At 38.3% G+C, this 13,578-nt stretch carries 19 protein-coding genes; 10 read left to right on the forward strand and 9 right to left on the reverse strand.

Features of this window, described 5'->3' with window-relative positions; all coding sequences use genetic code 11:
* Positions 1-45: 45 nt before the first annotated feature.
* From Q4550_RS00770 to Q4550_RS00800, 7 genes are all read right to left on the reverse strand, one after another.
* Positions 46-234, reverse strand: a complete 189-nt coding sequence (locus Q4550_RS00770; protein WP_303529486.1) for a hypothetical protein — start codon at positions 232-234, stop codon at positions 46-48.
* 160 nt (positions 235-394) lie between these two features.
* Positions 395-1,225, reverse strand: coding sequence for a DUF2785 domain-containing protein (locus tag Q4550_RS00775; RefSeq protein ID WP_303529489.1), 831 nt, complete (start codon positions 1,223-1,225; stop codon positions 395-397).
* Between the two features lie 81 nt (positions 1,226-1,306).
* Positions 1,307-1,573: a hypothetical protein gene (locus tag Q4550_RS00780; protein ID WP_303529492.1), complete on the reverse strand. Its 267-nt coding sequence runs from the start codon at positions 1,571-1,573 to the stop codon at positions 1,307-1,309.
* A gap of 34 nt (positions 1,574-1,607) precedes the next feature.
* Positions 1,608-1,805, reverse strand: coding sequence for a hypothetical protein (locus tag Q4550_RS00785; protein ID WP_303529495.1), 198 nt, complete (start codon positions 1,803-1,805; stop codon positions 1,608-1,610).
* Between the two features lie 66 nt (positions 1,806-1,871).
* A complete protein-coding gene (locus Q4550_RS00790; RefSeq protein WP_303529498.1) occupies positions 1,872-2,996 on the reverse strand; it encodes a hypothetical protein in 1,125 nt (374 codons plus the stop codon).
* Positions 2,997-3,082: 86 nt separating this feature from the next.
* On the reverse strand, positions 3,083-3,610 hold the full coding sequence (locus Q4550_RS00795; RefSeq protein ID WP_303529502.1) for a competence protein ComK: 528 nt from the start codon (positions 3,608-3,610) through the stop codon (positions 3,083-3,085).
* 421 nt (positions 3,611-4,031) lie between these two features.
* Positions 4,032-4,298: a hypothetical protein gene (locus Q4550_RS00800; protein ID WP_194220877.1), complete on the reverse strand. Its 267-nt coding sequence runs from the start codon at positions 4,296-4,298 to the stop codon at positions 4,032-4,034.
* A 420-nt stretch (positions 4,299-4,718) separates the two neighbouring features.
* On the opposite strand from Q4550_RS00800, the gene Q4550_RS00805 reads away from it, so the two are divergent.
* The 8 genes from Q4550_RS00805 (at position 4,719) to Q4550_RS00840 (ending at position 10,437) form a co-directional block, all read left to right on the forward strand.
* Positions 4,719-5,087 carry a YwqH-like family protein gene (locus tag Q4550_RS00805; RefSeq protein ID WP_303529507.1) on the forward strand — a complete coding sequence of 123 codons (369 nt, stop codon included), beginning with the start codon at positions 4,719-4,721 and terminating at the stop codon, positions 5,085-5,087.
* A complete protein-coding gene (locus tag Q4550_RS00810; RefSeq protein WP_303529510.1) occupies positions 5,084-5,362 on the forward strand; it encodes a DUF5344 family protein in 279 nt (92 codons plus the stop codon). The genes Q4550_RS00805 and Q4550_RS00810 overlap by 4 nt, the downstream gene beginning before the upstream one ends.
* A gap of 15 nt (positions 5,363-5,377) precedes the next feature.
* Positions 5,378-6,826: an LXG domain-containing protein gene (locus Q4550_RS00815; RefSeq protein WP_303529512.1), complete on the forward strand. Its 1,449-nt coding sequence runs from the start codon at positions 5,378-5,380 to the stop codon at positions 6,824-6,826.
* Positions 6,827-6,862: 36 nt separating this feature from the next.
* The gene (locus tag Q4550_RS00820; protein WP_303529514.1) at positions 6,863-7,585 is read left to right on the forward strand and encodes a hypothetical protein; all 723 of its coding nucleotides are present in this window, start codon (positions 6,863-6,865) and stop codon (positions 7,583-7,585) included.
* 29 nt (positions 7,586-7,614) lie between these two features.
* Positions 7,615-8,424, forward strand: coding sequence for a hypothetical protein (locus Q4550_RS00825; RefSeq protein ID WP_303529517.1), 810 nt, complete (start codon positions 7,615-7,617; stop codon positions 8,422-8,424).
* On the forward strand, positions 8,414-8,833 hold the full coding sequence (locus Q4550_RS00830; protein ID WP_194220872.1) for a hypothetical protein: 420 nt from the start codon (positions 8,414-8,416) through the stop codon (positions 8,831-8,833). Before Q4550_RS00825 ends, Q4550_RS00830 begins: the two co-directional genes overlap by 11 nt.
* A gap of 298 nt (positions 8,834-9,131) precedes the next feature.
* A complete protein-coding gene (locus Q4550_RS00835) occupies positions 9,132-9,818 on the forward strand; it encodes a GntR family transcriptional regulator (RefSeq protein WP_303529519.1) in 687 nt (228 codons plus the stop codon).
* Between the two features lies 1 nt (position 9,819).
* Entirely contained in the window at positions 9,820-10,437 is a 618-nt protein-coding gene (locus Q4550_RS00840) for a sterol desaturase family protein (protein ID WP_371018471.1), read from the forward strand.
* 61 nt (positions 10,438-10,498) lie between these two features.
* Here the strand turns inward: Q4550_RS00840 and Q4550_RS00845 are convergent, their stop codons facing one another.
* Together Q4550_RS00845 and Q4550_RS00850 are read right to left on the reverse strand one after the other, a co-directional pair.
* The gene (locus tag Q4550_RS00845; RefSeq protein ID WP_303529522.1) at positions 10,499-10,771 is read right to left on the reverse strand and encodes a hypothetical protein; all 273 of its coding nucleotides are present in this window, start codon (positions 10,769-10,771) and stop codon (positions 10,499-10,501) included.
* Positions 10,772-10,898: 127 nt separating this feature from the next.
* Entirely contained in the window at positions 10,899-11,675 is a 777-nt protein-coding gene (locus Q4550_RS00850; RefSeq protein WP_303529525.1) for a DUF2628 domain-containing protein, read from the reverse strand.
* 176 nt (positions 11,676-11,851) lie between these two features.
* Between Q4550_RS00850 and Q4550_RS00855 the strand changes: the two genes are divergently transcribed.
* Together Q4550_RS00855 and Q4550_RS00860 are read left to right on the forward strand one after the other, a co-directional pair.
* Complete coding sequence (locus Q4550_RS00855) at positions 11,852-12,535, forward strand: response regulator transcription factor (RefSeq protein ID WP_303529528.1); 684 nt, start codon at positions 11,852-11,854, stop codon at positions 12,533-12,535.
* Positions 12,532-13,536: a sensor histidine kinase gene (locus Q4550_RS00860; RefSeq protein WP_303529531.1), complete on the forward strand. Its 1,005-nt coding sequence runs from the start codon at positions 12,532-12,534 to the stop codon at positions 13,534-13,536. The genes Q4550_RS00855 and Q4550_RS00860 overlap by 4 nt, the downstream gene beginning before the upstream one ends.
* The last annotated feature ends 42 nt before the right edge of the window (positions 13,537-13,578 follow it).

The raw sequence follows: 13,578 nt of genomic DNA on the forward strand, positions 1-13,578 counted from the left end.
TCCTGTGTGTTATTGTTTGCTGACTTCTACTTTCTGAACGAACTCTCACTCATCACTATCCAGATCATGATCTAAAAAAGAAGGTTTATGCTCTTCTTTCATTCCATGCTTTTCCTCGAGATACTTCCCAATTACGGAACTATTAATCCCTCTTCTAACGGCTGATTCGATTACGACATATAGAATAAACAGACTGACAATAAACAGTACTATCGTTAATCCGATTCCCATCATTCTTTTACCCCCCCAAGTGTTGATTCATACAAAAACTATGATCTGAATAACAACCACCCCTAGTACAAACAAAGCTAGCTTTCCTGGTAATGATTTTGGCACTGAAACTACTCCTTTCTAAGGGTTTGATCGTTGTACCACCGCTTCTTATGTACCTCACTCAATCTCCTAAATAAATCTCCCTCGTCCATTTCTCCACAACGTCTTCCATTACACGTCTCGCATTAGAACACGTATCCCTGATCAACAGCCTAAAATAACAGCTTTTCACGAAACATAGTACGTTCTTCTTCTTATGAAAGAATTGCACACTATACCTTTCCACTTCAAAATGGGCTTCAAGATTGTCACTAAGTGACGTCACCCAATTACTCAGCTCCTCCTCCTTCATTCCCTTCTCCAAAAGCGCCTCGATCGCAAACAAAAGCCGTTCGTCCTCATCGTCTACATATGTACCTTCCTTGAAAAGACACTCTTGAATCGCATCAAGACATTCAGACGTTTTCTTCCTATCAAAAAGCGGGTGTTTGATTACTTCCGCAAGAGCATCAGCTCCGTGAGCGATACTATGCGCCCATCCCTTTGATACTACAAACCCGCGCGTATCCTGCTCTTCTTGTAAATAACGTATAATTCCTTCTATCGAAGCTTCGATTTGTTCTTTCTTCAGGAAACGACTGGAGCGATCTTTTTCGACTACAAGTGCAACTACCAGAACCGAAAAAGAACGTGTGAAAACCGAGTCTGTCTCTCGCTCTCCCATTTGATAAAAAAGATGTTCTTGATCAAGACAAACGTTCAATAGATGATTCAATTGTTCTTTATTTAAGAAATCCATCATAACCAGTTTGCCAAACGTCGAATAAATGAGATCGTCTCTTAAAACAGGATCTGTACTACCGATTTGCTGAAGCATATTATTAATAAGGTGATCAAGATCTACTTGCCTATCGTTCACATCCAATTGTTCCAATATGAGCTTCAAATCCACTCCCCGTTCACCCTTTCCACTTGAAAATAATCGACAGAAAAAAAGCTGCGCTTCAACGCAGCTTTTCACTCCCTCCGTCTATTACAGGTAAATATAGATGGTGAGACAAGTCAATAACACCATCGATCCCATCGCTCTCGTCCACCTGTATTTCCTACTTAACCCCGCCTTCTTTTCCAGGAATTCAATATAGGTGAGGATTAAGAAAAAGCTTATCATCAAACCAAAAGCTCCAGGTTGATTATCAAACATCATTTGCATACGTAAAAATACCACCGCAATCAAGACTGGCCCTATGATCCCAATAGCTAGATAAAACATCTTAGCAGAGTTACGTTCATTCTTCATTAGCATAGCTCCAAGCACTTAGCAGAGTATCACCTTATTTACGATCCTGCTTCTTTTTCGAATCAACACCGTGCGAACTGCCCGTAAACGGATTGATTTCATACGTGAGATCTCGTCCTGCCTTTTCTTCTTCCTTCGCAATTCGTTTTCCAAGAGACGCATAATACCATCCCCAGGCAATGAGGCACAGTAAACCACCGCCGATCATAATCCAGAACGCTGTATCTTCCATCTACCTCCACCTCCAACACCATGGTCTATCACACTAACTACTTCTCGTTTTACTTGTTTCATTCCTTCAAGTAATTGGTAATGGGGTTGGTACGTACTTCTTTTTTTTCTGCAGAAAAGCTCTCACTTCTGATAGATCCCCTGATTGAAGGACTGCCTCTTTCGGGTCAAAGTGAACGACATCCTCCACTTTTTCATACTCTTCCTCAGGAATACCTTTGAAGAAATACTTCCAACGCTTCGTTCTCACCATTTTTTTTATATCTTCATCAAGGCGTTCCTGATTCACTCTCATCACCGCCATACATAAAGGATCACAACCTCCTCCAGGAAACTCATCAAGCAAACCATCCTGATCAAAACCATCCGCTGCGACCTTTTTCACTGGAAGAAAAGAAATAAATTCACCTATTTCACCTGTCATCGTTTTCATCTCTTCTTCTGTTAATTCATCTTCTTTTATAACGGCTAGACTGTAGTGATGATATACTTTTCTATCTTTCTTCCTTTTACCAAAGTCAGGATAAAGCTTTCGAACGGTTGGTAGGTGGTTATGAATAAAGCGATATTGATGAAGACTTCCGATCATAATTAACATAAAGAACGACAGCAAACAAAGCATCCCTAAAATAACGTACAAATCCATCACTTTCGTAGTGTTTATGATATTCCCCAACTGAGATGAGCCTAATATAAACACTATCGTCACCAAAATGCCAAATCCACTTCGATGCTGCCGATTCTGTTTGCTACGCGTATTTTTCCCTTTACGACTTTGATAACGTGTACAGAAATAGAAGAACGTGATGAGAAGAATCAGAATAAACAACCCAACAATAAAAGCAGCGTATCCCTCAACGCCTAGATTGATATAAATGATCTTTTCGCTACCTAACCAATACAAATAAGCACTAACAATCGAAAAAACTCCTACCAAAAGATAATATGCTTTTTCTAGTTTATAAGGCGCGACTACATAGACGATCATCCACAGGTTAAGAAAGATAGCTGGGACTAGCGCAGCTATAAAGAACTGTCTTGAAAACGGACCGATCATGTAAGGGAAAAATCCTAAGAAATCAATGATAATTAAAACCAATAAAAAAATCCCAACCTGATTTTCTTCTGGAGTTCTAAATCTTAAATACGCTAACATCTCTTTATCAGATACTGCTGGTTTTGGTTTGCCCATGCACTTTTCACCTTTTAATTAAACCCTATTATTCTATAGTTTAACAGAAAGAAGGGATCAGGCGCGTGCCTGATCCCTCCGACCTCTCAACAATAAACAGGATTATTCGAATAATGACTAATCCAGCGCCCCATTCGCTCCATTTGCTTTTGTAGTCTGCCCTTTGAGACAGGAACCAGTAGCTCAAAACCATCCTGAAACAAAATCATTGTAGTACTCTTCGTGATCGCATACACATCTCTAACATGCTGGTAAAATACCCAGCAGCAATCGATGCTTTCAGGTGACTCTGTTGGAAAAACCGATATCGCATTCCAATTGGAAACGATGATGGGCGTCTGCTGTTCGTACTTCAAATGATAGATAACCGCCTTTCTTCGCCCTTCATACGTAACCCCTGCTTCGAGACAAGCCTGCCTTATTAAATCTACTGGAGTTGTTGTTGATAAATAGATACCGCATCGATCATAAATTCTCGAACTAAATCCAACCTCTTTCGCCACTACAATCGCCCTGGTCGTTTTACTAATTTCATAGTCATTTAAGATTTCTACTTCGTTATTGACCATGCCTACTTTTCCCTTCCGTCCCTTTAAATCGGGTATAAGATTCATTCGCATTCACCATTACGGTTCCCCTCTGCTTGAATACAGGGTATACTAAAATCAATGTTGGTTTGGACGCCAACAACTGCCCCAGAATGTGTCCACCAAGACAAAACATTCTGGGGCTTTTATGTATCCATTCACTTTTCTCATCACCTCCTCAAAAGCAAGAAATACATGCCTTCAAATCACCCTTTTATACCCTTGTAAATATTTCCACCCTTCACCTTGATTATAGATAATATTCCGAAATATTCAAATACTTTTTTTAGTAGATAAGACCCACGAGTGCCTGTCACCACCCGCTTTATGTAACTTCCTGTCGAATCACCTACGCTTAATGAAGAGATGCAGCCAAACGTTCTCCTTACTCCATACTAAAACAGACCTACTCTCACATGAGAATAGGTCTGTCTACTATAAGAATCTATTAAAACATCAACATGCTTACACCAATCGCAAACAGCACAACTCCTGCGATGGAGTAAAACATACCAGAACGGTGTTCCCCTTTGATACGTTTCGAAATACCAGCAAGTAAATTAATTACGCCAAATCCCATAATGCCATATAATAGTAAATTCTCCTCTTCAGGAGTAATCAGATACATAATCGGAAGTAAAAGTATTAACGCAGATAGGATAAACTGCACAATGCTCAATGAAAACAATAGTTTAGATTCAGATTCTGTGCTCATCATTTTTCCTTCTTTCCTTTTCTAGGTGAACTGATTCATGACTTCTATCCTAATTATAACAGCGCCAATCTCGTTTTTGTTATGGCAAAAGTATGAACATTCTTTAACAGAGTCTACTCTGTACTTTCCCGATAAACGAACACCCTAACCATTTAACATCTAACTCCTTTTCATGATTAAATCTGTTAGTGAAGGCTACGTAAACTCTATGAAGCTATAAAAACCACCGATTAACACTATTACCATTTTTACAAAAATATGGTTACTAAGAATCAGAAAACGGGTATAGGTACAAGTACCCCGTACGTCAGTCTCACGAACAGGTAGAACAACCTATTTACCAGAACCCTTCCATTTGGTACCATATACTACTGCTTGAGTATGATTTTTCTTATCAACCATACAAAGGGGATAGCGCAAATGTCCTATTTATCTTATTTACAATCTGAAGTAGCGGAAAAACGAGCTCAGCTCATCCGCCTTCAAGCTAGTTTAACGAAGCTAGATGGGTTACAGAGTGAATTTCTCCAAAATAAACAGCTTGTCGATCAACCTGAGCTCTCCCCCGCTACATGGGCCGGGGAATTAGCGAACTCGTTCCAAAATATACGCGAAGATATGAAGATGGCTTATCAAGATTTATCGATCAATCAGTTAAACTTCGCACTTACGACAATAGAAAATAAAGCAGATTACTTTCGTCGTGAAATACAAGCATTGGAATTAAACATAACCCAGGAAAAACATCGTTTAGAAGAAGAAGCGAGGGAAAGGAGAAATGCAAATTGAGTAACGAATTGCTTGTAAAGTTCAGTGAAGTCGAACAATCGATCAGTCGCATTGAGAAGAGCTTGAGCTCCTTTAACACAGAGCTACCAAAGAACACCGGAGAAGGGAATACGCTAGACGTCGTAAACCGATTAAATGAGTTAAATCACATGCTAACAGAGGTCGGAAATGCCTATAAACAGATTCTCGCCGAGAACAACCAGACCGTACGAGATTCGGTTCAACAATTAGAGAACGCCGACAAAAAGCTCTCCTCCTCTATCCAATTACGTTAGGAGATGAATGCTATAATGAAGACCCTGGATGTCAAATCAATTGAAAATGGACTAATTGAAATAAAAGGAGATCTTAAACAGCAAAAAGATCAAATAAGTAATATCCAATCTGCTATTCAAGACTTTATTTCTACTGAAGCGTCCTTCAAAGGAAAAGGAGGCCAATCAATAAGAGCTTTCTATAACGATGCACACCATTCATTTCTAGAATTTTATAACCAGGTAATAGAAACATATGAATCAACTTTGGACGATTTAAAGAATGAGATGGAATCTTACGAACCATCTTCGAATGGATTAATAAGAGAAAGCTTTCTAGGACAAGATTTAGAGACTGGATTAACATATGCAAAAGATACGGTAATCGATATTACCAATGATGCAAATCAAACGATTCATAGTGTAAATGACATCATCTCAATACCACCTTTAGATGATAATAGATTCCATCAACAACTTAGATCGGCAAAGCAACATAAAGATGAAACAGCAGAAAAGTTATTTCAATTTGACCAAAATCAATGGACCTCTCTAGATAAAGTTGATCAAGATATCCAGTTAATGAATAAATATATTAATCAAATCCACGAACTTTTTGAAAGTGGACAATTATCAGTTGATACATATCAATCGAATAATGATTATAATCAAATTTCCGAAAAACCAATTATATCTACCGATGCTTTTTCTTCTATTACGAAACACCCTAGAGTCATATCAAATGGTGTAGGTATTTCCGATTTCAACAACGAGATGAATTGGGACCCTTCTCCTACTCTAGGTTTAAATTTTGAATCTTGGCGAGAGAATTCTATTAATGCGGCTACGAATCTTGGTGTAGCGACCGCTACCGGTTACACTACCGCAAAGAGTATTAATAAAAATTTTAAAGGCTTTGGGGTTAAAAGGGAATTCTACTTAACTGCCCAAGGTGCTACTAAAACAAGAATTCATGTGACGAATCCTGAATTAATGGGATTCAATAAGAAAACTTATTCTGGTACTAACGCTACCAATTATCCAAAACTTTATAAGTTAGTTGATCCTATGACAAACATTAAAGCATCCTTTAAATGGGCAGGAAATAGAATTGGTGTTGTGGGAGTAGCAGCCACTGTAACTGGTGATATTATTCATGGCATTCAACAAGAAAAAACAACCAGCGAAATCGCCGGCAATGTAGCAGGGGATGTTGTAATTGCTGGGTCATCAATAGTAGCTTCAGCATATGCTGGTGCTCTTGCGGGAGGCGTTATTGGAGGTCCAGTTGGACTTGCAGTCGGAGCATTAGCTGGTGCGTTAGCAGGAATCTTCATTACTACTGCTTTGAGTGATCTTAAATTCATGGATGTTGATAATGATGGAGAATTGGACTCCATCGGTGATGCTATTAAGAAAGGAACAACTGCACTATTAGATGATATTGGAGAAGGTATTAATTCTATTGTGCCTTGGTTTGATTAATCAAATTTTAATCTATAACAAATGAGGTGACGACATTTGAAAAAAGGTAAAGACATCGACGAGTTCACATTTTCCTATATTAGTAGACTACAACTACCCAAAAATAATCGGCATTATATTTTTGGGTTCTTGTTTATTTACTTAGATATTATGGGGATTATCCCCTTGATAAGTGCTCCTTTTTCTATCCAATTATTTTGGGCTGGCATTATTCCTATCATAGCAATTAACCTTTGGGGACTTGTCTGCTTTATTGCTCCCTATAAATTTGAACATGCTTTCTACTTATTTTTTGGCGTTCTTGGATTAGTAACAACCTATATTTACTTTCTAGTTATTCAAAAGTTCCTATTCTTTAATATTGGTGTAAAACAAAACTACTACTTTTATATTGGGCTTGTAGCTATTATTTCGTTGCTATTATTCTTCCACATTTATTATAGGAAGATGTTAAAGAAACGGACTTTCCAAAAAAATCAAAAACAAGGAATTAAAATTAATGTTGCACCTATCGTAGTTATGTCCAGCTTCGGGTATATCATTGCACAGTTGTTAATGTCTTCGTTTGTCACTGATTCTCTTCAACTGATAGTACTTATATTAATATTAGCAATATTTACAGTGTTAACATCGTTCTTATCAACATGGATCCAGAAATATATTTTCATCAAGCAGAATTATGATACTGTTAAAAAATTACGTCCGGACTTTAATCTTTCGAAAAGTGAAAGGGAAAATTATATTAAGAACATGAGGTAAGGACTTTATATACTAAAAGGAGATAAGCTATGAAAACATGGACCCTATCCAAAAAAGAAATCTATTTAATAGTAAAATTTCTTGGAGGAAAAGTCTTAATTGGCATCTCTTCACCTTTTGATAATCCCAATGAAATGAAGCATGCTTGGGAAGAGACATTTAAAAAGCTTTATGCCAAAAATCTTGTGAATTATACAGATGAAGAATTGAAATTTGAAGAATCATTTATCCAAGCCATGTGGGTCTTGGCAAAAACAAATCTCATTGTAGAAATCACAACTGACCTAAAAGGACAGAGCTTATTCTATTTCGGTGATGATCATATTATTGAGTGTAAAAAACTCGATAACTGCAAATTTCAAATATACGTTCATTCATCTCCAGACGTTACATGGAGACAAGTTATAGTGCCTCGTATGTTAATGGGCTTAGAACATTTACCAGATAGACTTAACCAAGAACTCCTCTTGGATCCAATTGATTATAATCAGTATATAATAAAGCGAAGGATACATAATGTTGATGAAGTTATACAAAATAACCAATTGAATAAAAACAGCATGCTACTTGCTCAATTCAAACGCGCTATTCAACGCTATCATTACTCTAATCGCTTGATCATATATTATAAACAAGATGATGTATGGAATATTGAGGGTGTACACGTCCTCTCTTCTCCTTCATATAACTGGACCCTAAAAATGATTAATCAAGATGGATGTGAGTGGCTTGAGGCAAAACAATCTTCAGGAACAAATCTACTACAGGAGATTCTTAGTGTAATGGAAAGAGTTAAAGTACCACCAAAAGTTAACAAGGAGAAAACCCATGGTATCTAATAAACCAAAAGGAAAAAAAGATCGTTTTTGTGTAGCTATTTTTACTAATCCTACTTGCAATGACGATCGATTCCATGATGAAATGTTTGATAAAATTGATCTAGTTGGTAATGTGGATGTTGTAACTGACGCTAATCTCATACCCAAATTTATTGAGATTTTGGAAAGGAAATTTCCAAACAAAAAAATCGTTACTGAAAGTTTCGCTGTATTAAAAATAGATCAGGAGCGAATCGATCAAGAAATATTGAAGATGGAAAAGAAATATAAGTGGAAGAGGTTTATTAACGCAATACCGGCGGATGAATATCTAGTAGTAAATCAACTAACTATGTTTGACTTTGAATATACTCTTTTGTATTCCACAAACATAGATGAGGTTCTTCAGTTTCTAGAGGAACGTAAATAAAGTAAAAAAACAATCGTATTAAAATTCCCTAATGATAAATAAGTGGTTGTTTAATTTTTTGTTTATATTAGATTATTTTTTCCGTAGGAGATCTCTATTCTTTATATCCCAGAACATAAACACTCTGCAAAAGCCTCATCTGCAGAGTGTTTTTATCGCTAACTTTTAATTCCTTCCGCTCCCACCCCTTCAAAAGAAAGAATCTTCAAACAAATACCACCAATCTTCCACTCTTTATACTATAATGGTATTACCAACAAAAACTCTGGTATTACCAGAATCGAGGTGATCACTCTCCATGAAAGAACGTTCTTCCGAAAAAATCACGAAACAACTTATCCGCTCTATTTTAGAACAAGAATGGGCGACAAACGATCCGCTCCCTCCTGAACGAGAACTGGCTACTCACTACCAAGTCGGCCGCCCTACCATTCGTGAAGCCTTACAGAGACTAGAGCGTGATGGATGGATTACGATTCGTAAAGGGGCGCCAGCAATTGTTAATGATTATTGGAAACACGGTAATTTAATGACGATCGTGAACATCCTCCAGCACCACGAAGATATACCTGATGAGTTTATCGTTTACATGCTCGAGCTTCGGATTACGTTAACACCTGCTTATGTCCGGGATGCTCTTCTTCATCACAGACTCCAAATCATTTCGCTTTTCATTCCACTTGAAGAGCTAACAGACGATCCGAAATCATACGCTAATTTTGATTGGAATCTACAGAAAAACATTGCTGAGCTTTCACACAACCCAATCTTTCTTCTGATCCTTAATAGTTTTCAAGACATCTATGGCAAAATGGCTGAGAAATACTTTCTAGAACCTTCTCATCGTCAAGCATCAAAGCACTATTATGAGCAGTTTCTCGAAGCTACGTTAAGAGGAGACCTTGATCACGCAGAGTTTCTGACGAAAGAGATGATGTCTACGAGCTTGGAACTCTGGAAAACGAAAATGAACGGGGGCATATAACTTGAAAGCAAAAGGATTGTATCGTGATTTTTTCTTCCACCTTGATATCTTGATCATGTTTATCCTGTTTCTCATCGTTCTTGGCTTCTTACTGACAATGACCCTCTCTCACCTTGTCCCAGTGTTTATCGTCATTGGGATTGTCACCTACATGTTTAGTGAATACCTCACACACCGCTTTTTGTTTCACATTAAAACACCTAACAATCCATTACTTCTTAAGCTTATTAAACGATTGCACTACGATCATCACAAAATGCCGAATGATCTCAAATTATTATTCCTACCGATCTGGTATAGCTTTCCGAATTTGCTGCTCCTTTGTTTGATCTTCTATGTCCTGTCTGGATCTCTACTGCTCTCACTTTCCTTTAGCACAGGATTGCTCGCTATGTTCTTCGTCTACGAATGGAAACATTACATTGCTCATCGACCGTTTAAGCCCAAAACAAGGTTTGGGCAGTGGATCAAGAAAACGCACATTTTGCATCATTATAAAAACGAAAATTATTGGTACGGTGTTTCTACTCCGTTCGTTGATGTACTGTTTGGCACATTAAAAAATGAAAAGGATGTACAAATGAGTCAGACGGCGAAAGATTTAGAGCAGCGTCCGTAGCAAAATCTCAAAAAGGGGCTGACATTCTCATGTCAGCCTCCTTTTGATGGGTTATTTTTTCTTATTGTTGGCGCAATGTTTGACCACACGTCGTTAAGTCATGAGTGATCTGCTGAAGAATTTGCTCACCCTCAAGACTTCCTGCTGTAGTTTGTTGAAGCTTCCGCTGGCACTCTCTGGCGACTTGCTCTGCTCGAATTAATTCTTCTTCAAATTGTTGGGCTAACGCCAGTTCTCCTCGTTGCCTCGCATCTATCAACTGCTGACGAATGGTTTCAATATCTCCGCATGCCTGATGGGCTTCTCGTAACACTTGCTGGTTTACTTCCTCCATATTACCCACTCCTTTAATCATCCGGTTTTTTTCTTATTATTGATTAAAAGAGGAGAAATATGTAAATGAAAAAGACAAATGTACGCGAAGGGGGTCAGGTACGCACCTGACCCCCTCTCTCTTCCCTCTATTCCGTTTTCGCCTCGATCTCTTCTTTAATCTCCATTGCTTCCCCATCCTCAGGCTCTAACCCAATGTATGTATTCATCTCACTTAACGCTTTTTCGAACTCCCCTTGCTCTTCATAAATAAGCGCTTTGTTAAAGTGAATGGATGGCACAGATATGTTGTCATTTTCGATATCATTGTAAATGTTCATCGCTTCTTCTAATTCACCTGAATCCTGTAATTCAGCAGCTTCTGTGAATTTAGGTTCCATGTAGGAATAGTAAACTTCCTCTTCTAGAGCCGCACTTCCCAAACCGTAGATCATCATGACGACTACAAATAGAAGCGCATATAACCAACTTACGCCTCCCTGCTTTTTAATCACGGCAAGACGCTCATCACGATCAGGATAAATGTCCTTCAGCTTCTTTACTTTATTTAGCGCAAAATCAAAATAGAGCTTATTTCCAAACAGAGCCAAAACAATATAAGCAGGCGCAATCGTTGAACCTGGTAGTGCTTTCTTAAAGAATACAATCGATAAAACGTCCACTACGACGATAATACCGAGGAACAAGTATGCAAATACGTTCATTTTACGGTATGTAAACCAAAACAAACTCAAGAAGAATGCTGCCCAATTCCACGAAATAGGTGACTTCCTAGTCGATAACTTTTCCCACTTCTTTTTATAAACTTTATCCCTTTTACCCGTAAATTCCAGCATCTCTTCACGTGTATCTTCATCAAGCTCTGTCCACTTAATCTCATTCTTATTTCGATTGAACCAACTCATCGTACTCCCCCAATTCCTATTTTCATCCTTTTTAAGGATACGCTAGTCGAGAGTGCCTGTCACCACCCGGTTTGTGTTCTTTTTTGTCGAACCGATTATTTCCATTTCTATCGTTTTTATTTACCATTTATTTGCTATAATCGACATAGATAATGAAGCAAAGTGTGGTGTACGTGATGTTTAAAATACTATTAATAGAAGATGACACTTCTCTATTCCAAAAAATCAAAGAACGACTAGAGCAATGGTCTTATGAAGTGTATGGCATAAACGATTTTAGTCAAGTAATAAAAGAGTTTTCTACAGTGAAACCTGATCTCACAATTATAGATATCCAATTACCTAAGTTTGATGGCTTTCACTGGTGCAGAATGATTCGGGATCATTCAAACGTTCCGATCATTTTTCTATCTTCACGCGACCATCCAACTGATATGGTCATGTCGATGAATCTCGGAGCGGATGATTTTATCCAAAAGCCGTTCCACTTTGATGTCCTTGTCGCAAAAATCCAGGCAATCCTGAGGCGCGTTTACAATTACAATACTGAGACGAATACACTAATAACCTGGCATGGTGCTACTATTGATTCGGAGCGAAATCGAGTGACGGTTGGTGAAAATACCATTGAGCTAACGAAAAATGAAATGATCATACTGCATATGCTCCTTGAACGAAAAAACAAGATCGTCATCAGAGATGAGTTGATCAATCGCCTCTGGGACGATCAACGCTTTGTTAGCGATAACACGCTCACTGTAAACGTTAATCGACTAAGAAAAAAACTAACAGAAATCGAACTTGGCGACGCCATCCACACGAAAGTAGGTCAGGGCTATATGGCCGTGGAAAAGCTATGATGTGGAGGTTTTTGAATGAACGTCGTAGCTGGATTACTTTCTTTCTCTTTATGGAAGCGTGCTTTCTTCTCATTACCTATATTGACCCATCGATCCCGTTCACATCTATTCTGTATGCTGTTTTTTTAACACTTCTTCTGTTTATCCTTTTTCTTATTTTACGTTTTGTGAAAGAAACTAAATTCTATAAGGAACTGGAAGAAAGGGATAACAACCTTGACCTAACGAGTATTCCACAGGCAAATAGCCCTTTTGAAAAAGTGATAGAGAAGGTCACGACCGATCAAATCGAACAGCTTTGGGACATGAGCAACCAAATGAATCAACAGCTCGAAGTAGAAAAAGACGACTTGGTTGCTTGGATTCATGAAGTGAAAACGCCTCTGACTGCACTTCATTTACTAATTGATCGTATTCAGGATCATGAGCTTAATGAGCAGCTTACATACGAATGGCTTCGCATCCACTTTCTTCTTGATCAGCAGCTTCATCAGAAGCGAATGCCAGCGATGGAAAATGATTTATATATTGAGAAAGTTAACCTTCAAAAGATTCTTGTCAACGAAATCTCTCCTCTACGCACATGGTGCAAACAGCGAGGGATTGGCTTTGATCTTGAATTGCCTGTTAGCGAAATACTGAGCGACGCTAAATGGCTCGCTTTTATCCTGCGTCAACTACTGACAAACGCTGTGAAATACAGTGAAAATAATGATATCCGTATCATAACCGGTAGGGATGGAAAGAAACCTTTCCTTACGATACAGGACAAGGGACGCGGGATTATGAATCGCGATCTTCCTCGCATTTTTGAGAAGGGATTTACGTCAACTTCCAATCATCATGATTCAGCAGCATCTGGAATAGGGCTTTATCTCGTAAAAAAAGCTGCAGACTATCTGAAAATTACAATCGAGGTCGATTCAGAGCCCGGGAGCGGTACAGCTTTCACTCTTACCTTTCCGGAACTTAATGACTTTGAACAAATTCGAGGCATGTGACAACAATGTCACATGCCTCCTCTTATTGTTCGGCGAATCGAG

Source organism: Anaerobacillus sp. 1_MG-2023, from assembly GCF_030547345.1.
GTDB lineage: Bacteria > Bacillota > Bacilli > Bacillales > Guptibacillaceae > Guptibacillus > Guptibacillus hwajinpoensis_B.

Bases quoted from the DNA above. Each gene is read 5' to 3' on its own strand.
- Q4550_RS00770 (WP_303529486.1), bottom strand. From the start codon at position 234: ATGATGGGAATCGGATTAACGATAGTACTGTTTATTGTCAGTCTGTTT.
- Q4550_RS00780 (WP_303529492.1), bottom strand. From the start codon at position 1,573: ATGAAGAATGAACGTAACTCTGCTAAGATGTTTTATCTAGCTATTGGG.
- Q4550_RS00785 (WP_303529495.1), bottom strand. From the start codon at position 1,805: ATGGAAGATACAGCGTTCTGGATTATGATCGGCGGTGGTTTACTGTGC.
- Q4550_RS00790 (WP_303529498.1), bottom strand. From the start codon at position 2,996: ATGGGCAAACCAAAACCAGCAGTATCTGATAAAGAGATGTTAGCGTAT.
- Q4550_RS00795 (WP_303529502.1), bottom strand. From the start codon at position 3,610: ATGAATCTTATACCCGATTTAAAGGGACGGAAGGGAAAAGTAGGCATG.
- Q4550_RS00800 (WP_194220877.1), bottom strand. From the start codon at position 4,298: ATGAGCACAGAATCTGAATCTAAACTATTGTTTTCATTGAGCATTGTG.
- Q4550_RS00805 (WP_303529507.1), top strand. From the start codon at position 4,719: ATGTCCTATTTATCTTATTTACAATCTGAAGTAGCGGAAAAACGAGCT.
- Q4550_RS00815 (WP_303529512.1), top strand. From the start codon at position 5,378: ATGAAGACCCTGGATGTCAAATCAATTGAAAATGGACTAATTGAAATA.
- Q4550_RS00825 (WP_303529517.1), top strand. From the start codon at position 7,615: ATGAAAACATGGACCCTATCCAAAAAAGAAATCTATTTAATAGTAAAA.
- Q4550_RS00830 (WP_194220872.1), top strand. From the start codon at position 8,414: ATGGTATCTAATAAACCAAAAGGAAAAAAAGATCGTTTTTGTGTAGCT.
- Q4550_RS00835 (WP_303529519.1), top strand. From the start codon at position 9,132: ATGAAAGAACGTTCTTCCGAAAAAATCACGAAACAACTTATCCGCTCT.
- Q4550_RS00845 (WP_303529522.1), bottom strand. From the start codon at position 10,771: ATGGAGGAAGTAAACCAGCAAGTGTTACGAGAAGCCCATCAGGCATGC.
- Q4550_RS00850 (WP_303529525.1), bottom strand. From the start codon at position 11,675: ATGAGTTGGTTCAATCGAAATAAGAATGAGATTAAGTGGACAGAGCTT.
- Q4550_RS00855 (WP_303529528.1), top strand. From the start codon at position 11,852: ATGTTTAAAATACTATTAATAGAAGATGACACTTCTCTATTCCAAAAA.
- Q4550_RS00860 (WP_303529531.1), top strand. From the start codon at position 12,532: ATGATGTGGAGGTTTTTGAATGAACGTCGTAGCTGGATTACTTTCTTT.